18 protein-coding genes are annotated in these 22718 nt (G+C 52.0%); 13 read left to right on the top strand and 5 right to left on the bottom strand.

The annotated features are described in order from the left end of the window. The first annotated feature begins 56 nt into the window (after nt 1–56). From ACO0LH_RS00885 to trmB, 4 genes are all read left to right on the top strand, one after another. Nucleotides 57–503 carry a hypothetical protein gene (locus tag ACO0LH_RS00885; RefSeq protein WP_422939150.1) on the top strand — a complete coding sequence of 149 codons (447 nt, stop codon included), beginning with the start codon at nt 57–59 and terminating at the stop codon, nt 501–503. 376 nt (nt 504–879) lie between these two features. After that, nucleotides 880–1332 carry a hypothetical protein gene (locus ACO0LH_RS00880; protein WP_422939149.1) on the top strand — a complete coding sequence of 151 codons (453 nt, stop codon included), beginning with the start codon at nt 880–882 and terminating at the stop codon, nt 1330–1332. 444 nt (nt 1333–1776) lie between these two features. Continuing rightward, nucleotides 1777–2448 carry a hypothetical protein gene (locus tag ACO0LH_RS00875; RefSeq protein WP_422939148.1) on the top strand — a complete coding sequence of 224 codons (672 nt, stop codon included), beginning with the start codon at nt 1777–1779 and terminating at the stop codon, nt 2446–2448. A gap of 309 nt (nt 2449–2757) precedes the next feature. Next, nucleotides 2758–3474 (top strand): tRNA (guanosine(46)-N7)-methyltransferase TrmB, encoded by a 717-nt coding sequence (gene trmB / locus ACO0LH_RS00870; protein WP_422939147.1) that lies wholly within the window; start codon nt 2758–2760, stop codon nt 3472–3474. Between the two features lie 90 nt (nt 3475–3564). Here trmB and ACO0LH_RS00865 read toward each other — a convergent pair whose 3' ends face one another. The 3 genes from ACO0LH_RS00865 to ACO0LH_RS00855 form a co-directional block, all read right to left on the bottom strand. Next, nucleotides 3565–7416 carry an EAL domain-containing protein gene (locus ACO0LH_RS00865; RefSeq protein WP_422939146.1) on the bottom strand — a complete coding sequence of 1284 codons (3852 nt, stop codon included), beginning with the start codon at nt 7414–7416 and terminating at the stop codon, nt 3565–3567. Nucleotides 7417–7719: 303 nt separating this feature from the next. Beyond that, a complete protein-coding gene (locus tag ACO0LH_RS00860; protein ID WP_422939145.1) occupies nt 7720–10224 on the bottom strand; it encodes a DEAD/DEAH box helicase in 2505 nt (834 codons plus the stop codon). Further along, a complete protein-coding gene (locus tag ACO0LH_RS00855) occupies nt 10221–11021 on the bottom strand; it encodes a 2-keto-4-pentenoate hydratase (protein ID WP_422939144.1) in 801 nt (266 codons plus the stop codon). Before ACO0LH_RS00855 ends, ACO0LH_RS00860 begins: the two co-directional genes overlap by 4 nt. 335 nt (nt 11022–11356) lie before the next feature. Between ACO0LH_RS00855 and ACO0LH_RS00850 the strand changes: the two genes are divergently transcribed. From ACO0LH_RS00850 to ACO0LH_RS00825, 6 genes are all read left to right on the top strand, one after another. Beyond that, the gene (locus ACO0LH_RS00850; RefSeq protein ID WP_422939143.1) at nt 11357–11773 is read left to right on the top strand and encodes a GntR family transcriptional regulator; all 417 of its coding nucleotides are present in this window, start codon (nt 11357–11359) and stop codon (nt 11771–11773) included. 2 nt (nt 11774–11775) lie between these two features. After that, entirely contained in the window at nt 11776–12639 is an 864-nt protein-coding gene (locus ACO0LH_RS00845) for an ABC transporter ATP-binding protein (RefSeq protein WP_422939142.1), read from the top strand. A 61-nt stretch (nt 12640–12700) separates the two neighbouring features. After that, on the top strand, nt 12701–14152 hold the full coding sequence (locus tag ACO0LH_RS00840; protein ID WP_422939141.1) for a hypothetical protein: 1452 nt from the start codon (nt 12701–12703) through the stop codon (nt 14150–14152). Nucleotides 14153–14236: 84 nt separating this feature from the next. Beyond that, the gene (locus ACO0LH_RS00835; RefSeq protein ID WP_422939140.1) at nt 14237–14479 is read left to right on the top strand and encodes a hypothetical protein; all 243 of its coding nucleotides are present in this window, start codon (nt 14237–14239) and stop codon (nt 14477–14479) included. A 316-nt stretch (nt 14480–14795) separates the two neighbouring features. Then, nucleotides 14796–18542: a two-component regulator propeller domain-containing protein gene (locus tag ACO0LH_RS00830; protein WP_422939139.1), complete on the top strand. Its 3747-nt coding sequence runs from the start codon at nt 14796–14798 to the stop codon at nt 18540–18542. 79 nt (nt 18543–18621) lie between these two features. Next, entirely contained in the window at nt 18622–19254 is a 633-nt protein-coding gene (locus ACO0LH_RS00825; protein ID WP_422939138.1) for a LuxR C-terminal-related transcriptional regulator, read from the top strand. 40 nt (nt 19255–19294) lie between these two features. Here the strand turns inward: ACO0LH_RS00825 and ACO0LH_RS00820 are convergent, their stop codons facing one another. Then, the gene (locus ACO0LH_RS00820; RefSeq protein WP_422939137.1) at nt 19295–20119 is read right to left on the bottom strand and encodes a PhnD/SsuA/transferrin family substrate-binding protein; all 825 of its coding nucleotides are present in this window, start codon (nt 20117–20119) and stop codon (nt 19295–19297) included. Between the two features lie 306 nt (nt 20120–20425). Here ACO0LH_RS00820 and ACO0LH_RS00815 point away from each other — a divergent pair, with 306 nt between their 5' ends. After that, on the top strand, nt 20426–20884 hold the full coding sequence (locus ACO0LH_RS00815; RefSeq protein WP_422939136.1) for a DsrE family protein: 459 nt from the start codon (nt 20426–20428) through the stop codon (nt 20882–20884). A gap of 42 nt (nt 20885–20926) precedes the next feature. Then, the gene (locus ACO0LH_RS00810) at nt 20927–21628 is read left to right on the top strand and encodes a hypothetical protein (RefSeq protein ID WP_422939135.1); all 702 of its coding nucleotides are present in this window, start codon (nt 20927–20929) and stop codon (nt 21626–21628) included. Nucleotides 21629–21674: 46 nt separating this feature from the next. Here ACO0LH_RS00810 and ACO0LH_RS00805 read toward each other — a convergent pair whose 3' ends face one another. After that, nucleotides 21675–21965 carry a YciI family protein gene (locus ACO0LH_RS00805; protein ID WP_422939134.1) on the bottom strand — a complete coding sequence of 97 codons (291 nt, stop codon included), beginning with the start codon at nt 21963–21965 and terminating at the stop codon, nt 21675–21677. A 190-nt stretch (nt 21966–22155) separates the two neighbouring features. On the opposite strand from ACO0LH_RS00805, the gene ACO0LH_RS00800 reads away from it, so the two are divergent. Beyond that, nucleotides 22156–22665: a hypothetical protein gene (locus tag ACO0LH_RS00800; protein WP_422939133.1), complete on the top strand. Its 510-nt coding sequence runs from the start codon at nt 22156–22158 to the stop codon at nt 22663–22665. Nucleotides 22666–22718: the final 53 nt, after the last annotated feature.

The following is a 22718-nucleotide window of genomic DNA, read 5'->3' as shown; positions in this document are numbered from 1 at the left end:
TCATTTGCCGTGCCATCAAAGGGCGGCAATAAAAATTTTTGAAAGTGAAAAAATTTATGGGAAAAATAAAAGATAATGTCGTCGTGCCCTTGCTATGGTTTATAGGTACCCCCGTTGTCCTGGGAGCCGCTATTCTGCTGTACGTCATTCTCAGTAATCGTGTTGTTTCTGAAGGCCACCAGCCTTATCTGAAATATTCTCTAGCTGTGGATGAGGCGCAACGGGCTGAATTGACCGAAAATCTGAAACTGAAATCAGTAGGGAATTCCCTTAAATTTGCTAAAAACCAGCTTGCCATTTCATTGATAGATGAAGATACGCGAGATGAACTCTATTGTTTTTCAATGATGACAGGTAAGCTCGATTGCTGGGTAGAGACTTCTGCAACCGTAAATTGTGCGACGACACCTAGGCACTTGCAGCGCGTATTTTTAGACGTGGTGAATGAGAAACAGCTTAAATTCGAATGCAGTGAAGACGCGAATCCTCAAAAATCAGCATAAAATTGCGCCTCCGCGCAGTTAGTGGGGACTCTGAAAAAATAATTATACCGGTCACTGTTTATACCGTAGAAGCCTACGATTGTAATCTCAATGCCATTGAACAGCTTCTTGAAACATAGGCCATTTGCAGAGCACCTGCCCTCTAAAAGGGGTCATGCTTGTGCGTTTTCTAGCGGAATTGACCCTGCGGTTGAACGCAGAAAGACATCTTTGATACTTGAAGATATAAGTATATTCAATGCTTTCGCGCCCGCGGCAACGCGGTTTGGCTCGACGGCCTCAAAAATGTAACGACATCGCGACGTAATTTGTAGATTAATACCTGAAAATTTGGTGTACTGAGTTGGTCGCGATTTTTGTCTGAAGGGGTTACGCTATGTTCAATCGATGTAAGTATTTCGTAACTGCATTCGTCTTGCTCAGTATGGCCTGCTTTTCTTATGCCGAATCTGTGACGACCACTTGTGGTGACAGTAAATTCGAAGTGCAGATGAAAAATGAAGGGGGGCCGTTGGAGACGAAATTTGATCTTTATGGCATAAAGGGTAAAGAGAAGAAAAAATTGTTTACGCTTGGCGCAGGTAATTTTGATGCGGTGTGCATGAAAAATAAATCTGGAAAGGCGATGCTTGTGTTTCAGTCTGATTGCGGCGGCTCAGTGTGTGTACCAGAGTATGGCATAGTCGAAACGGATAAACTGGGCCTGTTGTTGACACCAGGCCAGAAGAATAAAAGCAATGCGAAAGCAGCGGAAAAAATCCTGAGCACACCAGTGCCAGATTTATCTGAAGTAAGCGAAAAATTTTGTTGTGAGATCAAAAAGAGATAAATCTTATTTTCTGGCGAAATTTCTTGCCAGTTAAAACAAATCCTGTACATATGCATCGGCGCAGGATTTGTCAGCGTGAAAGTCAATCAGGTCAAGTTTAGACGCAGGCTACAGACCTGTTTTGTCCTGGCAGAAAGCAGTGCATTGCTGCAAACTATCTGCAAGCCAACCAGTCGGGCCTGCAATGTCTGGACGCGTCTTGCATGGTTTAACTGTATCTTTGCCTCGAAGTCACGACTACACTACAACTGAACATGAAATCTTGCATGCTTTGGGATTAGGTCATGAGGAGTTTAAGCAAATAAACCCGGAGCAAAGACCCGGCATCATGTCTTATGCATCCGATATTTTAAGATCACCGAGACCCACTGCTAAAGAATACAAGATCTTGGTAGATCATTACCGCAATTACAAGGCCCCATCACCACCCAGTTGGTGGGAGTTATGGAAAAAATAATGATACCGGTCACCATCTACACCGTAGACGCTTACGATTGCAATCTGAACGCTGTTGAGCAAGTGCTTGACGCAACGGCTATTCGCCAAGCGCCAATATCTTTAAAAAAGGGGGCAATGCTTGTGCGGTGTCTCGATGGTAATCCGAAAACATTTGTCATTACCAAACCAGAAATGACCGGGGATGATATTTGTGTTTTCAATGAAGCGCTGGTTTCAGTGAAAGGTGCAGCAGTAAAATTTCTTGATTCTGACACGAAAAAAATTATCGCAAAATCCAGAAATAGCAAGCAATGCCCTCCAATTGATTTTCGCAGTAAACGCTACCCTGGCAAAGGGTGGTTCTATATTGATAAAAACCTGCCGCTAGCTGCTGCATTGAATATTCGCGCCTTTGTTGAATCGAAAGGCATTGCCTTGTTAAAAGAGAGTGATTGGGATGCCAAGACAGATTTTAGAAAGTTGCCACTCGTTGTGAAAAGTATTTCTGATGTATCTGTTGAAAGATGCGTATCTCGGCCACATCCAAGCAATGAAAAATTTGTGCAATGTTACAGCGCAATTGCCGATAACACTTTTGTATATACAAGATGGTTTAATTTTGGAAAATTGGAGAATGGGGAATACAGGTTTGTTGATATCGATTTTTTCATAGATTGATCAGTCTACTGAAACTTTGCGATTCGCTTTGCTGCAAATCGCGCTTTATTACTTTCAATGTTCAGATCTCGTCGTAGACTGAAATTTTGCTGAAGGTCGTTATGCGGGGCTGGGGCTGGCCTGTCTTCATGCCAAAAATGCCAGATTTCTTCTTGCCCGGCGCTTCTGTTAAAATACGCGTTTTGCGGGCCTGCACTGGCTGTGCGCGTCTTGCATGGTTGATATGAATGTTCACATTGACCACATGAGCATGATTTTGATGCACTGTCCCGCGCCTCAGACCTTCTTCCTATTTTCTATCATTTCCGTATGTCTGATTCCAAACCTGCTGACGGTATTAAACCGCTGTTTTACGACCCTACTGAACGCCGCATCCGTAGTTTTGTCACCCGCGCCGGGCGTTTGTCTGATGCGCAGGCAAGGGCTATAGATACCGTGGGGCCGCAGTTTTGCATCCCGTATCAAAAGGCAGTACTGGATGTCGACGCTGCTTTTGGTCGGCAGGCACCGACAGTCTTTGAAATTGGTTTTGGCATGGGTGAAACCAGTGCCAGGATTTCTGCCAGCATGCCTGAGAAGAATTTCATCGGGGTAGAAGTGCATACGCCAGGCGTGGGCAGTCTGTTGAAGCTGACGGATGAAATGGGTTTGCAAAACCAGCGCATCATCCAGCATGATGCCTTTGAAGTGCTCACACATATGATCGCGCCGGCGTCCCTGCATGGCGTACACGTGTTCTTTCCTGACCCATGGCACAAGGCACGTCACAACAAGCGTCGCCTGATACAGGGGCCGCTGGTGACCTTGCTGGCTTCCCGCCTGGCACCGGGCGGTTATTTGCATTGCGCCACAGACTGGGAAGAATATGCCGTACAGATGCTGGAAGTGTTAAGCGCTGAACCTGCGCTGGAAAACACGGCAGAGGGCTATGCGCCACGGCCGGATTACCGTCCGGTGACCAAATTTGAAAACCGTGGCCTGCGCCTTGGTCATGGTGTATGGGATCTGGTATTTCGCAAGAAGTGATGTTGCCTGCCTTTGAGGTCTTCATCCAGGGCGACGAGTACAGACTGACCTGAACGCTCTGGCTGCATGGCCTCAGCCCGGCTCACATTGTCAATGCAATATTTGCAGTACCAGCTTGGGGCGCAGATCGCGCCAGCGTCCTTCTTTCTTCCACGTGGCTGACCAATCCATGAACTGCGCTGCCGGCATGGGGCGGGCGATGCCATAGCCCTGGGCCAGGCGGCAACCCAGTTCCAGCAACTTGGCACCATGTTCCATGGTCTCCACTCCTTCTGCGATGACCTGGCGGTCAAATGCCGCCGCCAGTCGTATCACACCTTCCACTATCCCCAGGTCTTCACTGTCATTGAGCATGTCACGCACAAAGCTCTGGTCTATCTTCAGGGTATCTACCGGCAGTTTACGCAGGTAAGTCAGCGATGAATAGCCCGTACCAAAATCGTCGAGTGCAAAATGTACACCCAGCCGGCGGCAACGATTCAGGATGGTGACAGCCTGTTCCATATCGGCGATGGCCGCAGTCTCCAGTACCTCCAGTTCAAAATTATTTGCAGGCAGGTTGGGATGCGCCCGTAATGTTGTTTGCAGGTAGTCGTAAAAGTCAGGCAGCAATAAATGGCGGGCGCTGACATTGGCACTGATGCGCAAGGACATGCCGCGCAGTTGCCAGTTATTGGCCTGCTGCAAGGCGGCTTTGATGACCCATTCGCCTAAAGGCTTTTCCAGTTTGCTGCCATAGATATACGGTAAAAATTCGGCAGGCGATAACAGGCCCCGTTCAGGATGTTGCCAGCGTATCAGTGCCTCAGCACCGATAATATCGCCGCTGATCAAATCGACCTTGGGCTGGTAGTAGAGCACAAATTCTTCCTGCGTCAGCGCGAGGGCAAGGCGTTCCAGTATCGCCCGGCGCTGCTGCGCCTTGCGGTCACTCTCAGGGTCAAACAGATGGTAACGGTTCTTGCCAGCCTCCTTGGCGAGATACATCGCATGGTCTGCATGACGCAGCAAGGTGTCGGCATCGACATTATCATCGGGATAAAGGCTCACACCGATGCTGGCTGAAATGCTGACCATATGTTCACCCAGGCTGACAGGCGTACTGAGACCGGCAAGTATGCGATCAAGTATCAGTGCACTTTCTTCGGCTGAGGTGATGTCAGATAACAGCAGGGAAAATTCGTCACCGCCAAGGCGTGCCAGGGTATCGTCGGCACGCAAGACATGCTTCAGGTTTGCCGTCACACCCACCAGCAGCTGGTCACCTGCCTGGTGGCCATACTGGTCGTTGATTTCCTTGAAACCATCCAGGTCAAGAAAGCAGACTGCCAGGGTCTTGCCTGTGCGGTTCGCGCGGTTGATGGCCTGGCGCAGCCGGTCGGCCAGCAGGCGGCGGTTGGGCGCGCCAGTCAGCGGGTCATAGTGTGTGATACGGTCCAGCTCTGCCTCATGCGCTTTGAGCTCACTGATATCTGTAAAAATGCCTATGTAATATTGTATTTCACCACCGGCATCGCGCACCGATGAAATCGACAGCAGCTCAGCATAGATTTCCCCATTCTTGCGACGGTTCCAGATCTCACCGCGCCAGTAATCATTCTTGATAACGGTATTCCACATATCGGCATAATACGCCGCACTGTGACGCCCCGACGACAACAGGCTGGTGGGTTTGCCGCAGATTTCTTCTTCGCTATAACCCGTGATGCGGGTAAACGCCGGATTGATCTTGGTGATGTCACCTTTGGGGTTAACCACCATGATGCCTTCATAGCTGCTGGTAAACACCGTGGCCGCCTCGCGTTGTGCCAGCTCCATGCGCTTGCGCTCATTGACGTCGGTATGCGTGCCCGACATGATCAGGGGGTTGCCTTCTTCATCCCAGGCGACGATGGCCCCGCGTGTCCTGATCCAGCGCCATTCGCCTGATTTGGCACGTATCCGCAGTTCCAGTTCATGGATGGGTGTCTCACCAGCCAGGTGCCTGTCCAGTGACACCGTTGCCAGCTTCAGGTCTTCCGGGTGAATATAGCCTGCCCAATGTTCTGGTGCGACCTGCATCTCACCGGGCTCATAACCCAGCATGGTTTCCCAGCGGGCGCTGACCTGGAACACATTGCTTGGCAGGTCCCAGTCCCAATAGCCAAGATCAGACCCCTGCATGACCCTCTCCAGCCTTTGTTCATGATCTTTCAGGGCAGCCTCAGTCAGTTTTTTCTGGGTGATGTCTGAAATCGTGCCGACCATTCTCAATGCCTTGCCCTCAGCGTCCCTGCTGACAACCCGCCCTTTTGAACGCATCCACTGCAACTCACCTGCACTGGTGCGGTGACGGTATTCAAAGTCTATGCCTGCCGTCATACCCCGCTTGTGATGGTCTATATTTTGTACCACGCGGTCGAGGTCAGCGGGGTGCACCATGCGTTTGAAAAACTCAAAATCATGCGTATCGTCTTCAGGTGAATACCCGACCAGCTCAAAATAATGGGGCGAACGATAGATATGGTCGTTGACCAGATCCCAGTCCCACAAACCATCGCTGGTTGCTTCCATGGCCATTTTCAGGCGCTCTTCGCTGGCCTGCAACTGCATGGCAACCATCTTGCGTTCGGTAATATCCTGCACGCTGCCATGCAGCTTGAACAGTGTACCGCTGGCATCTGCCAGCGCTTCTCCACGGGCGATGATCCAGCGATGGCTGCCATCGGGCCTGACTACTTCGGCATCGCAGGTATAGGGTATTCTGTGATTGATGGCATCCTCTACAGCCAATGCCAGTTTGTTCCATGACTCGACCGTAAAATATTGCTGCACCTCTGGGTAAACAGCCGCCGGTAACGCCGGGTCACGTCCATAGATGAGGTAGATTTCTTCCGACCAGATGTGCACATCGCTGCGCATATCCCATTCCCAACTGCCTACTGCGGCGGAGCGTTGCGCCACTTTCATGGCCGCTTCGCTTTCTTTGAGCAGGGCTTCTGCTTGCTTGCGTTCGGTAATATCGCGCGAAATACCAAACAGGCCCCTGATCTTGCCGTTCTTGTCAAACAGCGGGCCCTTGGTCACCATGAACACCAGTGTGCTGCCATCAAGCAGGGTCAGGCTTTCGTCACGTGTCTGGGTGCGGCCACTGGTGATGACGACATGATCGCTTTCTACAATCAGCCTGGCTGAATCACGAGGGAACAGGGCAAAATCGTCCTTGCCTATCATCTGCTCTACTGAGGTATTGACAAATCTTGCTGCCGCATCGTTGGCCAGGATGTAGCGCCCCGACAAATCTTTGGCGAATACGGCGTCCGACGTACCAAATACCACAGCATCCAGCAAGTTACGGTTGACCTGTATTTTTTGCAGTGAGCGGTGCAGGGCTTCTGTCATCAGGCTGACGGCAATCCCGTTGACAATCAGAAAGCCCAGTTGAAAAATATCCTGATTCGATTTCATCTCCAGACTGTGCAGCGGCGGGAAGACAAAATACGCCAGCCCCATGGCAGACAAACTGGTAGATAGCAGGCCAGGGCCCAGACCGCCCACCAAGGCGCTAAGCACGATGGGCAGCATGAACATGATGAGTAAAGGGCGTTCATTGAAGCCCGGTGCCATGACCTGCCGCAGAAACAAGACCGCCAGTGAGAGGGTAATGGAAAAAAAATACAGCAACCAGCGTGCCTGGGTTTGCGGCTGAAAGGCTTCGAGCAAGGCGCTGCCCAGAGGAGGTTGCGTCTCTCCAAACCTGAGGGGGACCGCACGCAGGGCAAAAAAGAACAGTGCACTCGTCATGACTACAAAAAACATGCCCTTGGCTTTTGATGCCCAGGTAATGGATTCCATATCCGTAATGCTCGCCAGCAGATTATCAGACAGGAAAATCCATGCCAGCGAAAACAACAGATAAAACCCTGTCACAAACAAGATGTAACGATTGCGTGGCGTAGTCATCATAGAGCGCGAATGGTCGGACTTTAATAATGCCTTCTCAAGTGCGCGTGGCGGTGGAGTGAGATGTCATTGCCAGGCGAAGTTCAGTCAGCGGAGCTCAGCACAGTCTATATTATTTCCTCTTGGCAACATTGCGCAATAACAATGCTACAACAGCAAAAAATTCATCTTAAGATGTGCCAAATGTGTTTTTTTGTCAATGAAAAATCGGGATATTATTGAAATATATTCAATGTTTGATAATTTTCGCATTACGACTTGTTGCCGCTTTGTGCGCTAAGCGGCAACCAGCACATAAGATGTTTACGTCGATATGACGGCAGTCAAGGGGGCCAGCAAGGCCTGTAAATCTTCGGCGCTGAATTTGGGGGCGAAAGCCGCGTCCGTGCCAAGCACGCCTTCAGCCAGTGCGCCCTTGCGCGCCTGCAAGCCCAGTATGCGTTCTTCTATGCTGCCTTCTATCACCAGCTTATAAACGAAAACTGCCTGTTGCTGGCCTATGCGGTGGGCGCGTGCGGTGGCCTGTTCTTCCACGGCTGGATTCCACCACGGGTCCATGTGGATGACGGTATCGGCCGCAGTCAGGTTCAGGCCAACGCCACCGGCTTTCAGGCTGATCAGCATGACAGGTACCTGCTGGCCCTGGAATTGCGCCACCACTTCGCCACGCCGGGCAGGCGGGGTCTTGCCGGTCAGGCTTAAATAAGGCAGTTCCAGTTCATCGAGTGCTTCGGCAATCAGTTCCAGCATTTCAGTGAATTGCGAAAACACCAGCACACGACGGCCTTCTGCCACCAGGGCGGGCAGCATGTCGCATAGCAGGGACAGTTTGGCACGCTCCATATCGTCCGGTGTCTGTTCTCCTTTGAGCAAACGCGGGTCACAGCAGACTTGGCGCAGTTTCAGCAAGGCATCCAGGATGGTGATCTGGCCACCGTCAAAACCCTTGCGTTGCAAGATGCGTCGCACCTGTTCATCAGCCGCGACGCGCACGCTTTCATATAATTCACGCTGCCGGCCTTGCAGGTTGAGGCGTTTGATGACTTCTGTCCTGGGCGGCAATTCGCTCGCCACTTCATCCTTGCGCCTGCGCAAAATGAAAGGGCGGACACGTTGCGCCAATAATTGCGCACGCAGGGTTTCGCCATTGACTTCGATAGGCTTGCGCCACAGACGGCTGAAACTGCGCATATCACCCAGAAAACCCGGCATCAGAAAATCAAACTGCGTCCACAATTCACCCAGATTGTTTTCCAGCGGTGTGCCGGTAATGCATAGGCGATGCCGCGCGCGTATCTGGCGCACCGCATCCGCACTGCGGCTGGCGGCATTCTTGACGGTCTGCGCTTCATCCAGTATCAGCAGATGAAACTCCTGCGTAGTCAGTGCGGCAATATCGCGCCACAGCAGGGGGTAAGTCGTCAACACCACATCGGCCTGCGCGATTCGCGCAAACAGGTCGGCGCGTTCCGGCCCCTGCAAGGTCAGCACACGCAACGCAGGTGCCATGCGCAGGGTTTCTGCCTGCCAGTTGAAAATCAGCGAAGTCGGCAACACGATCAGTGCCGGTTTATCCAGCCTGCCAGCCTGCTTTTCTATCAGCAGATGGGCGAGTGCCTGCGCGGTTTTACCCAGGCCCATATCGTCTGCCAGTATGCCTGCCAGATGCTGTTCACGCAGGTATTGCAGCCATGCCACGCCATGCAACTGATAAGGCCGCAAGCTCACGCCCAGGCCGGCTGGTGCAGCGACCGGGCGCGGGCTGCCGATGGTTTGCAGGCGTTGCGCCAGGCTGCGCAGGCCAGCATCGCCCTGCAATTGCCAGCCACCGAATTCGCCGGCGCGTGCAGGCTGGCTGTCAAGCAGGCTCAGGCGCAGTGCATCAAGCCGGTAGCTTTCCCATGCCGACAAAACGACAGGGCCATCCGGCTGGCGCAGGTCGGTCAGCATATCGAGCATATGGATGACGATGGCTTTCAGCGGTGCAGCCATGGCATCAATGCGCTTGCCACCGGGTGCGCGCAACTGGATGATGGCAAGGTCGTCGATCTTGCGTATCTGGCTGGCATTGAGCCAGCGCGCATCCCTTTGCAGCAGATGGGCGAGCATGGGCACCAGGTCGAGTATGTGGCCTTCAATTTCTATGCCCAGGCTCAGCAACCATGAACCTTCGCGCGCAGGCAGGCCCAGTGGCGATATGATTTCAGCCCGGCCGCGCATGCGGCTGGCTACCTGTTTGCCCACTATCGCACCGCTGGCCTCATCAATGATCAAGTGCCATGCGTCAACCGGCACGCTTTCATGCGCAAAGCCGGGGCGCACCACGACTTGCCAGCCCAGGGCCTGCATCTGTGGTAATTGTTCCGCCCAGAAATCGGCAAAGAAATCTTCCTGTACCAGGCTCCACAACGGGCCAAAGTTTGCCGCGTTGGCCTCGGTGCGCCATTGCAGGCTTTTCGCGGGCAGGGGGTGCAGATGGATATCCCAGACTTTATCAAGTGCATCCGCTTCAGCACCGAGGTCACGCAACAGGGTGTAGGGTTTGCCCGCCGCATCATGCAGCAAATGCGTGGAATGCGGACGGCGGTTTAGCAAGGCCGTAGGCGCAGGTGTTTGCCAGCGCAAGCCATTGTCGGTGTGATACAGCCAGTCGATTTCCACCACCGTGACACTGCCACCGCGTGGGCCAAAATCACCGCTGGGTTTCATGCCCAGCAAGCCATCGCCACGGTGCAGGGTTTGCAGGGTAATGCGCGGGCGAAAGTGACCCGCGACGCTGTCCGTCCTGTCGTCGCCAGGCTGCTTCATTTCATCTGCTTAAAATGCACATGCAGGTTGCCCAGTTCGCCGAACTGTATGTTCAGGTCGGTATCTATGGCCACATCCGGGCTGCCTGCGTATGAGCCGGTGATGACGGCTTGCCCCGCTTGCAGGCCCATGCCGCGACTGCGTAAAAATTCTGCCAGCCAGTAAAGTGGCAGACGCGGGTTGCCCGTCGGGTGCACGCCATTGTACCGGTCAGCCTTGCCATTCTCGGTCTTGATGGTTATCTTCAGATGACTGGCCGCCAATGCTGCATCGCTATCGACTTCAGGCCCGAGGACCATGCCATGGTTGAACAGGCCATCAGCCAGGTGATCGATGAAAGGGATGTGTGCTGCATCCTCATAACGGGTATCAATTATTTCCAGTGCCAGCCTGGTGCCGTCAACTGCCGCATCAACTTCTGCAGGTGTATAAGGCTCAGCCCTGGCAGACAGGTTACGCGCAATGATGAAGGCCAGTTCAGGTTCTATCCTGACCTGCCCATGTTGTCCTGCATAAGCATGCAGCGGGTAATTTTTTGGTGCAGTTTGGGGTGATTGTTCATGGCAGGCATTGGCATATATCGGGGCGACGACCCATTTTCCATCACCTGGCAAGCCGCATTTCCAGCCAGCGATGGGTTCGCCATTCAGTTTGCTGACTGCGCACTGAATGGCAAAGGCTGCCTCCAGATCGTGAGGGCGACAATGTTCAGGCAGGGCAGGGCCGCGTTCAGCCTGGCGGCGACGTGTCAATAAAATCTGTGCGGCGGTCAGGCTGGCGGTATTGAAACTGGACATGGGTTTGCGTGTGTAGGCTTAGTGATGGCTGGCTTTTTTATCTGATATCTGCTTGGCGCATGTCGCTTATTTTAGCCTGTCAGCCACTGTCGTGCTGCGATAGGTAGCTGGCACTTTATTGCCTGTGCGGTTTTTGTCTCTTCCATTCATTCTCCTTAGCCAGACAAAATGGCAGATGAATGGCAGATGAAAAAATATTCTTGAAATTGTCGGTTTAGTGTATTACTATATTAATACACGTGAATTAGGTGTATTGGTGAACATGAAGGTGTATCAGTCAGACCAGAGTATGTGCTAACCAGCAAGGATGACAGTATGAACAGAGAGATTAAATCGTGACGCCGCCAGAACCCAGAGAACGGCAATTAAGTGCCGACCTGTTCCGGGTTGCCACTGGTACCAGCGAACCCATCTACCGCCAGTTGATAGAGCAGATGCGCCGTCTGCTGGCAGGTGGGCAGATACAGCCAGGTGATGCCATGCCGTCGGTGCGTGAAGTCGCAACGGCATTGGGCGTCAACCCCATGACGGTTTCCAAGGCCTACAGCATGCTCGAAGCCGAGGCTTTGCTGACACGCCGGCGTGGCCTTGGCATGGTGGTGGCAGCGCAGGCCAGTGGCAGTGCAGATGTGGAGGCGAGACTGGAATTATTACGCCCCGGCCTCGAACGCATCGCCACCGAAGCCAGCCAGCTGGAATTAGAACCCAAGGCAGTGATCGCACTGCTGACCAGTATTCTTAAAGGAAAATGAGTATGCAAGCGCCAGTACAAATCCGTGGTTTGAACAAAGCCTTTGAACAGCAAAAAGTCTTGCAACAACTCGATTGGCAAATCGAGCCCGGCAGTATTGTTGGCCTGCTGGGTCGCAACGGGGCAGGTAAATCGACCCTGATCGAATGCCTGCTGGGTTTGCGCGATGTCGACAGCGGTGACTTGCAGTTATATGGTGATGTTGTCACTCAACTGAGCGAACAGACCAGAGCCAGAATCGGCTATGTGCCACAACGCAGCGACCTGTTTGAATGGCTGACCGCAAGGCAGTTATTGGCTTACTTCCGTCAGCTATACCCACGCTGGAATGAAGCCAAGGTCAATAGCCTGATGCAGGCATGGGATCTGCCTTTCGACAAAGTCATCAGCAAACTGTCGGTAGGGCAAAAACAGCGCCTGTCCATCATCCGCTCCCTTGCACATGAACCAGAGTTGCTGATACTTGATGAGCCGGTATCAAGCCTTGACCCGGCAGGGCGCCGTGATTTCTTGCGTGAACTGATCGATGGGGTCATTGAAAAGCAGACCACGGTCGTGTTTTCTACCCATATCCTGTCTGATCTTGAGCGGGTGGCGATGAATGTCGCCTTCCTTAACGGTGGCCGCATCGTGCACCAGCAGGCGCTCGATGAAATGATGGACGACACCGTGCGCGTCACCGGTACAGCGCAGGCCCTGGCGCAATTGCAAACTCCAAAACTGTTACGTCCGGTAAAGCATGGCGCCAGTGAAAGCTCTGTGCTTGCCCAGTTCAGTGCTGAACAATTTGCGCAACTGCAAGCGCGCCGCGATGTGCGTGCCGAAAAACTGAGTCTGGAAGATTTATTCATAGAGATGACGCAATGAGCATAGTGAGCATAGTCAGTGTACTCAAAATGAAAGCAGTTGGTCTCGACAAGGATAAAAAATGAAACAGATCATTTCGATATGGATGCAACCTGTGTATGCGCGCAAAAATGCCGCCAACCAGAAAGTGACATTGGTACTGCTGCTTTTGCTGGCGTTATTACCAACGGCCATCTTGCTGATGAAAGTAGGCGGCGATGCACCTGGCTGGCAGCCATTACTTCTTGCCCTGGCATTGGGGCTGGCTTTTGCATTGGTGGCGACACTGGCATTCTGGTTCACGCTGCTGGTTCCCAGTATCGCCACACAGTTTTCTCCCGCCAATGCCAACCTGGTGCCCGGCTTGAAACCCGCGATGCGCTGGGCACTGGCCTTGCCCGTGCTGATGTTTCAGGTAGTGATGCTGATGGCGTCCCTGTATTTTGATCATTATCAGGGTATTTACCAGATATGGTTTTTTGGCGTGCTTGCCATATTGTCTTACGTCAGTACCATACGCAGCAAATGGGCAATCCTGGTGCTGGTAGTGATCAGTCAGTTACCCTTGTGGGGTGGCAGTGCCGCGCTTTCGATTGATGTGCGAACCCTGCACCATCCTGCCTGGCTGACACTGGGTGGTCTGTTGTTGACGGCAGCAACGACTTACTGGGCCTTGCAGGTACATGGCGACCGTCATTTCAAGCGCCATAAGAATGTGCTTTTGTTGCAAAGCGCGATGGATGGCCGTGGTGGACAAGCGAATCAGTTTTCCATGAAAATCTTGAATCCCTACCAGTTCTTTTTTAATCGCCGTCTAAGGCAAGTCGGTGGCGCGGCTGGTGAAGCGACCAGACTGATGCCGTATATATTTGGCGAGCAGGCACTCTGGCTGGGCAGTTTCTTGTCAGTAGCCGTGATGGCCACTGGCGTAGTTGCCTACTTCCATTTCTTTCTGCAAAAATCAGGTGACGTAAAACCCGGCAGTAGCATTCTTACCTATATGGTATTTGTCGTCTCCTTTATCATGCTGCCGGTGATACATACTGCTGTGGTGCGCGGTGCCGTCTATCAGACCAGTGTGGAGCAGGGTCTGCTCAGCCTGGCAGCCAGAATACCAGGGCCAGCGACGCAAACACGCTTGCAATGTGCATTCTTGCTGCGACAGTTTTTCGGCCTGTGGCTGATGGTGTTATTGATCGTTGTTGGCACTTTGCATCTGGCAGACGTCAGCCCCTTGCTGACTGAAAATGGCATAATCGCCTGCTTCAGCATGCTGCCCCTGAGTATTTTTTATCTGAGGAACTATGCCAGATTGAAGACACAATACTCGAGTGATAATTTCCTGGCTTTCTTTCAGCCCGTGTTGCTGGGTGGCGCGTTAAGTTTCCTGCATGCGCAATATGCGGAATATGTGCTGGCCTCGACCTGGTTGCTGTGTGCAGGTGTCAGTGTGATTACCCTGGTTATTTTGCGCTGGCGATGGAATCAACTGATGCAGTTTCATGCCGTCTTCCCAGCTGGCCGATCAGTCTGATTCAATGATGAAAACTGGACACGGCAGCGTTGCCGTGGCGAATACTACGATTTAAAACCTGATCTCATTTTATTATTCCCTATCATGCGTGCATTGATATTTGTACTGGGTTTCGTGATCGCTGGTGTGATGTTGCAGTTTCCCGATGCCGGGACAGAAATGTTACGACTTGAGAATTCCATGCAATGCCTGGCCACCGACAAGAGCAGTTTTTTCTGGCAATGCCTGTATCTGCGGCTGGAAGACAATCTCTTGAGCAATTTGCAGCTGCCAGCCAGCCTGATCAACTGGCTGGAACATCTGACGACTTCCCTGCTGCACCGCTAGACCAGCTGGCGCACATACCTTTGTATAGGTCACGCCAGTGCGCAAACGGCCTATATTCTCAGCCTGACCTGGCTTGCCCAGATTACCTGGCAAACGCATCTTGCTCCTGTCGATGAAATCCGTCAGTGCCATTTCAAGCGGGCCGCTTTCGCTGTGCTGGCCGCGCCTTGACTGCGTAATGGCAGGCTGACCACCTCAGCCAAGGCACACTTTTGTCTTGTCATGCAGGCACAAGCATCGCGATTTGACTACCTGATGAGATAGGGCGGTAAAATCGCGCTATTTGTATCGTTACTTTGAGGAACGGATGCTGATTGTGCGTCGCCATTTAAGCCGGTCTGGTCTGAGCTGTTGCGTGCTGATCCTGATGCTGGCCCTGTCATTGATGCCCGCCTTCAGTCACGCTGCGGCCTTGCGCACCATGCGCTTTGAACATCTGGGCATCGACCAGGGTTTGCCTACGCAATCAGTGCAGACTATCGCCCAGGACCGGCAGGGCAATATGTGGTTTGGCGGGCAGGCCGGCCTGATACGTTTTGATGGTTATCGTTTCACCACTTATAAAAACGACCCTGACGATCCACGCAGCCTCAATAGTGACTGGGTCAGGGAAATTTATGTCGATTCGCGCGACAGGCTGTGGGTGGCGACGGCGAGCAGTGGTCTGCATTTATATGATCGTCGCAAAAACAATTTTCAACGTTTTCTGGTTACCGACCAAGTGCCGCAGGTTGCCGACAAGCGCAACATCTACGCCCTGGTGGAAGATGGCAAGAATGGTTTGTGGATCGCTACTGAAAATGGCCTTAAGCATATTGATGCCAGTGACGGAAAAATACAGGTCTGGCATCATGAAAAAAACCGGCCAGCCAGCCTGGCGCATGACCGCGTCAATACCCTGGCGCGTGACGCCCAGGGTAATTTGTGGGTAGGCACTGAAGAGGGTCTTGATTACCTGGCGCAAGGTGAAAAAGAATTTATCCATTTCAAGATAGACAGCGACCCCAAGGCTGACAAGAAGAATAATGCCGTCAATGATATTTTCATCGATAAGCAGCAAAACTTGTGGATAGGCATGCGCAAGGGACTTTTGTTCTGGGATCACCGCAAGCCGTGGGCGCAGTATGAACGCTTCGCCTTACCAGAAAAATTGCAGGAACAGTCTGTCAAGAAAATACTCCAGGACAGTGGTGGCAGCCTGTGGATAGCTGTCAACAATAGTGGCGTCCTGCGCTTTGATGGCAATACCAGGCAAGTGCAGCATTTCAAGCGCGAAGATGGTGACCGCAACAGCCTTGCCGATGACCAGGTGGAAACCCTGTTCCAGGATCGCAGTGGCAGCCTGTGGATAGGTTATTGGACCAGCGGCACCAGCCATGTTGATTTGCTTGGCAGTGCGTTTAAACGTTACCTGCAAGTACCTAGCGAGGCGGACAGCCTGAGCATGTCAAAAGTGACCGGCATTGTGGAGGCTGGCAACGGCAAACTCTTGCTCGGTACTTTTGGCGGCGGCCTGAATTTGCTGGACCCGGTCACCGGTGAAGCCAGTAATGTCAGTGCCAATTATGGTGTCAGTGGCAAAAATGTGCTGGGCATGTTTCAGGCCAGGGACCGAAAATTGTGGATAGGTACTGAAACGGCCTTAGGCTATATCGACCCGGTGCGTAACAAATTCATAGCACGCAAACCCAATCCCGATGAGGTAGCTACCCATCAGATAAACGGCATTTTTCAGGATCGTGCCGGCATACTGTGGGCAGGCAACACCCGTGGTTTGCTGCGGCTGGACCCGGCCAGCAATGAGCTGCATAATTTTCGACATAGCGATCAGGATGACACCAGTATCGCCCATGATACTGTCATGGCCGCGGAGGAAGACAATCAGGGCCGCCTGTGGCTGGCAACCCTGGGCGGTATCGACTTGCTTGACCGGCAACGCATGGCTTTCCGGCATTTTCAGCGTAGTGCCAGTGACCCCGCCAGTTTGCTGAGTGATTTTGTCACTACCATTTTTCAGGACAGCAAGCGGGTGATCTGGTTAGGCAGCAGTGCTGGTCTGAGCCGCATGCAAGAAACCAATGATGCGCAGTTGAAGTTCAAAAATTATGTCACCAATGCAGCTGTCGATTGCATACTTGAAGGGGCGGGCGGCAAACTCTGGCTCAGCACGGATGCCGGTATTGCCCGCTTTGACCCCGCCAATGGGCAGATGAAATACTATACCGGTAAAGATGGCCTGGTCGATGGTGGTTACTACACCGGGTCTTGTTTGCGCGACAGCAAGGGGCAATTGTATTTTGGCGGGCTGAGCGGTTTAAGTGCTTTTGATCCGCTCGATATTCATGATAATCCCGTGCCGCCACAGGTACTGATTACTGAACTACAGATCTTTAACCAGGTCGTGCAGGCTGGTAAAAGCGTCGCTGGCTTTACGCTGCAAGAACAGATACAGGACGCCAGGGCCATTACCCTGTCCTATGCCCATTCAGTATTTTCGCTGGAATTCGCCGCCCCGCATTTTGCCGATACCGAGCGCAACCAGTTTGCCTATCAATTGCAGGGTTTTGACAAGGACTGGGTATATACCGACGCCAAACGCCGTTTCGCCACTTATACCAACCTCGACCCTGGTGAATATGTGTTTCGTGTCAAGGCGGCCAACAAGGATGGTGTGTGGAACGAAGAAGGGTCATCGCTGACGATCACGATCACCCCACCTTACTGGAAGACCTGGTGGTTCCGCATAGCGGGGCTGCTGCTGATCATGCTGGTTTTCTGGGGCATTTATCGCTATCGCCTGCGCCAGTTGATACGTCAGAAGCTGAGGCTTGAACAACAGGTCATGCGGCGCACATCAGAAATTGCCATGCACAAAAGCCTGGTCGAACAAAAGACCGCCGAACTTGAGCAGGCCGTGGGTGTGCTGGCACAGGCCAACCGGCAGCAACTCGAACACCAAAGTGAATTGACGCGTTTTCTGGCCGTGGCCAGCCATGACTTGCGTCAGCCCATGCATGCGCTGAATCTCTACCTGCAAGCTTTGTCCAGTGAAGAATTGTCAAGCGCATCGCGCAACCTGTTACACAAGGTGCAAAAATGTGCTGGTACCATGGATGCCATGTTTTTGTCCCTGCTGGATTTGTCACGGCTGGATGCGCGCGTGGTAGAACCGGATCTGGTCGAATTTCCGTTGGCATTGATACTGAAAAAGCTAGAACTTGAGTTCAGCTTGCAGGCGCATGCCAAGGGACTGGGTTTCAGCATTGGCGAATGTCAGGCCTGGGTCAATAGCGATGCCGGTTTGTTGGAGCAGATACTGCGCAATCTGATCGCCAACGCCATACGCTATACCCCGGCGGGCAGCGTTGCCATCAATTGTCGCGAGGTGGAAGGGCGCTTGCGCGTGGCGGTCAGTGATACAGGTATTGGTATTTCCGAGCACCAGCAAGAAACCGTATTTGAAGAATTTTTCCAGGTAGGAACCCTGAAAAAAGATGGCAACAAGGGTATGGGACTGGGTCTGGCTATTGTTAAACGCCTCACAGATTTGCTGGCCATACCGATTACGGTACAGTCTGAACTGGGGTATGGCACCTGCTTCGCCCTGTCTTTGCAACTGGCTGCCATCCATGAAGACAGCACCAGCAATAATCAGGCCGATATAGAATATAGCGCCTTGTTGCGTAACATTGCTGTCGTCATCGTTGATGATGATGAAACGATTTTGCATGCCACCCAAAGCCTGTTGACACAATGGGGCTGTCAGGTCGCGGCCGCCACCAGTTGTGCAGCGGCGCTTGAAAAAATGAAAGATGCAACACAGATTCCGGACGCGCTGATTTGTGATTATCATCTGGCAACCAATGAAACTGGTGTCGAAGTCATTGAAAAACTGCGTGATTTTTTCAATGAAGAAATTCCTGCCTTGCTCATTACCGGCGACACCACGGTGAGCAGCAGCCTGCCGCAGTTGCTGATCCTGCATAAACCTCTGCAAGCAGCGGCACTTCACCGCAGCCTGCTCAATCTCTTGCAGGGAAATGAAGGAAAACAGTTTACATAGACGTGGCTGGCACGTAGACTTTTAGCAATAAATTTGATCCAGACCGATTTGACCATGAGACCGACATACGGATGAAACAATGCGCCCTGTTGTTTTAGTCATAGAAGAGCACCCCATGTACCGCGATGCACTGGTGGCGGGTTTGCAGGTATTGCTGGCGGGCAGCGATATCTTTTCAGTTGGCTGCATAGAAGATATTGCCAGTTGTTTTTCAGAGGCCATCAATTTCACGCTGATGACACTGGATTTGGGTTTGCCAGGCATGCACGGCATTGCCGCGTTGGCATATCTGAAGTCGCGCTACCCACAAACTGACTGCCTGGTATTGTCAGGCGTAGAAGACCGGCACGAGGTTGGTCATGCCCTGGCTGCCGGGGCCACGGCTTTTATATCCAAAAGGGTATCCCTGGAGGTCATTGCGGATACCATCAGAAAAGTCATGGCACATGAAAGCCTGGCCGCAAAATGGATAGTGCGCAAACAGAAAATTGCGCCTGACAAGGCGGCTGCGTTCAATCTGACCGGTCGTCAGTACGAAATTTTATTGTTGCTGTGCCAGGGCTATTCCAATAAGGAAATCGCCAGACGTCTCAATATCGTCGAACTGACGGTGAAGTCGCATGTCTCCACCATCTTCAAGGTAATGGCGGTAGCCAACCGCATCCAGGCCGTCAGTGCGGTCAGACGTCTGGGGCTGATTCAGGATGCCTGAGGTGATGTAATGAAATATGCCAGGCAGCAAGAGACTGGTGCTACCCCAGCCATTTCAGCAAATCGAGCAAGCTTTGCTCATTGTTGCCGGTATCAAATGCCTTGATGCCCAGCTGTTTCAAAACAGCTTTGCCTGATTCGTTTTCGTCAAGTTGCCCCAACTCTTTCTTCAATGCCTGAATTTGTGTTGCCGTGAATTTTGCATGCGCGATCAGCGGCTGATACGGCTGAGGCTGGCTGCTGTGTATGACCCGGTGTCCGGTTTTTTCCAGATTTTTGGCAACGCCCGAATAAGAGGCGATACCACCAACGTCTGCCAGCATCGTGTCCAGATAAAATGGCACGGCACCCTGTTCCTTGGCGTACTGCACTTTCTCTTTTTCCAGGTTAAAGCCCTTATGGGTCAGTTCAGCCGAACAGAATTTCGACATATATGAAATTTTTTCCGGCAGGGTAATACGTTTGCCTTTGACATCTGCCAGGCTTTTCAACGGTGATGCCTTGGGTACAATCAACAGGCATTGCCCATCCGGCTTGGAAATGGACACCAACTGGTATTTGTAATCACGTATGCCACGCGCCGGATAATCACTGGGGCGGGCAATCACAAAATCCATCTTGCCAGCCTTCATGCCTTCTTCCAGCTGGGTAAATTCGCGGGTCACCACCACATTCACTTTTTTGCCCAGCGCCTTGCTCATGACTTCTGCCAGACCCGAGTATTTCTCTATGACCTGTGCTGAATCCAGACCGCCAGACGTGCCTTCACTGACATTGAGGGTATAGCTGCTTTGCGCTTGCGCACTGCCTGTGCTGGTTATGCTGATCAGCAAGGCCAGCCCTGCAAGCGTAGAAAATGGTTTCATGTTGCTGGCCCCTTAAAGCGCATGTAGTGCATGTCAATATGTCAAACAACTTGAAGGCACGAACAGGAAATCCTGCCACAGCCTTGCGTGATAGCTTAGTTTATAGGCATTTTTCATTAAGAAAAGGCCAACTTTAATGTAGATAATGCTGGCAGGCAATCCCTTATGTCATTTTTCAGGCGAAATAACCATTCTCTTGGTATGGTCAAGTCTTTTGGCGTAAAGCTTTATAAGCTTCAATCCGGCGCATCCACGGCTGCATAAATCTGGTATCTTTGCGGACACGATACGAACTCTGGAGCTGTCATGAAACGCCTCTCACATCTTGCTTATTTTACCCGCCTGCTGGTTCTGGCATTGGCATTGAGCGGTCTGGTGCAAGCCAGCGTGCAGGCACAGGAAAGCAAAACCCAGGCGACCAAGAAATCCAAAGTGGTATTTCAGGTGAGCGATGGTGACAGCAAAAAATGGGAACTGACATTGAGCAATGTCAAAAACGTCATCAAGGACCTGGGCAAGGACAATGTCGACGTTGAAGTTGTTGCCTATGGACCTGGTATCGATATGTTCAAATTCGAATCACCCGTCGCAGGCCGCATAGAAGAAGTGTTGAAGCTTGGTGCGCAAGTCATGATTTGCGAAAACACCATGCGCGCCCAAAAACTCAGCAAGTCTGATATGCTCGATAACCTGGGCTATGTCGAAGCCGGTGTTTCACAACTAATCAAACGCCAGCAGCAGGGGTATGCGTATATACGGCCTTGATGGGAGTACCTGGAAGTCACATTATCGGACTACGCAGCCTGAATGAAAAAAATAAACAGCCCCTGTTTTGCGTGGATATTTGCATGGATATTTTCCCTGCGCAGCATGTCCGCGATGGCACAGACAACAGAAAAGCCCGGTGATGCCTTGTTGCCCATGCCAGTCTGCACGGCTGACCTGCCTCGGAATGTGGAGACTGGACCATGGCTGGCCTTGACGCGTCACGGCGGACAATGGCGACTAAGCGCCACCCAGGTAAAATCGGAAATTTTGCCTGAGATTGAATCCAGTGGCAGTTTTTCGAACGTTTCGTCGAGCATCGTCGATCCAGTTATTTTGCTGCGTCATCCCGCCGTGATGACTGGCCCGGTAACTTATCACCGCATATTGAAGACAGCTTTGCCTGCGACTTTGCCCAGCCGTTTACAGACCAAGTTCAATCATCATCTGTACCAGTTCAGGATACAGCCGGCTGAAGAGCAAGGCGGATACCCGCTGATCATGCTTTATTCCGAAGGCAGGATGAGCCAGCTCGGCTATATGAGTATCAATAAATTCGATGAGATAGAAAATCACCTGCTGTGGGCGGGTGACCTTGACCATGATGGCAGGCTTGATCTCATTACCGAAAGCGGCGGCTCTCAGGGGGCCCAGGTGTGTGTGTACCTGTCTGGCGATGCCAGGGGGCAGGAATTGTTTGGCGAACCCATGTGCGTGCAGACCCGTACGTATGAAGGCTGCTGACATCTCCTGCTCTCGCATCGTTGAGGGAGCAGGAGAGGTTTTTCCCTTAAGCCAGCTTCAGCGTTTCCAGTGCGGTCTGCGCTGCCTTGCAATCAAAATCGATGATCTGGTATTCGGCCACGTCATGTTGCACATAAGAATCTTCAGCCAGCATTTGCAGGAGCGTTTCCTTGGCCATGCTTTGTACCGCGATAACGCCACCGAGGCCACTCTTTTTCGGGCCTGCAAACAGAAATGCGCCCTCCTTCAGATAACGCCCCACCCATTCACCATGGGCTTTGATATGTGGTTCTACCAGGCCGGGGGCTTTGTTATAGCTGACGTTGAGTAAGTACATGGTGTTTTCCTTTTTTGATTGAATCGATGATGTTTATCTGTACCCTGCTTTTTTTAAGCCACCGGTACAGGCATTTGCAGTATATTTAGCGCCCATGGTTTGATAAAGTGCGTGCGGGTTCATTGATTGATAACCGTGGGTGTTCAATCTTTTTCTTCAACGCAGGGCGCGACGTTCACCGGAAACCGGCATGCTTACTTTTAGTCTGATCAGAAAAATCGCTTCGGTCTTATTGCTGCTATGTTTTTTCTTGCCGCTTTCTACCTGCTCGTTTAAATCAGAGCCAAAGCAGGGCACTGACGCAGTTGGCGCATCAGTGGCGGACGCCAACAAGACAGCAAAGCCTGCTGAAAATCAAGATAACGTGTTATATGCGACAGAGATGCTGCATTCTGGTTGGGAAGAATTGAAAGAAGGAAATTTTTCCAATGCCATCGTCAATTTTCTGGCGATTGTGACTGTCTTCTTTTTGCCTTGCGCTGTATTGGCCGTAAAAGAAAAACCAAAAGCCATCATCAGCTTTGTCGCCAGTTTCCCGGCGGGCTATATTCTCTTCTTCTGGGTGTTTTTGGGCAGGACGCCGCAGATAGGTGGTGTGCTGGCGGTCATCTGCTGGGCCAGCCTGCTGGTGATCAGCGTATTGACCATGTTGAACTGGTGGCGGCTGCGCAAAAAAATGCGTATCCTCCCGAACCAGTAAGCCCCGCAATAAAGATCATGTACTTCTTATTTCAATGCAGCCTAACCTGACGA

The sequence above is a fragment of the Undibacterium sp. TJN19 genome (assembly GCF_049339485.1).
Classification (GTDB): Bacteria; Pseudomonadota; Gammaproteobacteria; order Burkholderiales; family Burkholderiaceae_D; genus Undibacterium.
Note: the sequence above shows the minus strand (reverse complement) of the source record. Positions and strands in the feature narration are given on the sequence as shown.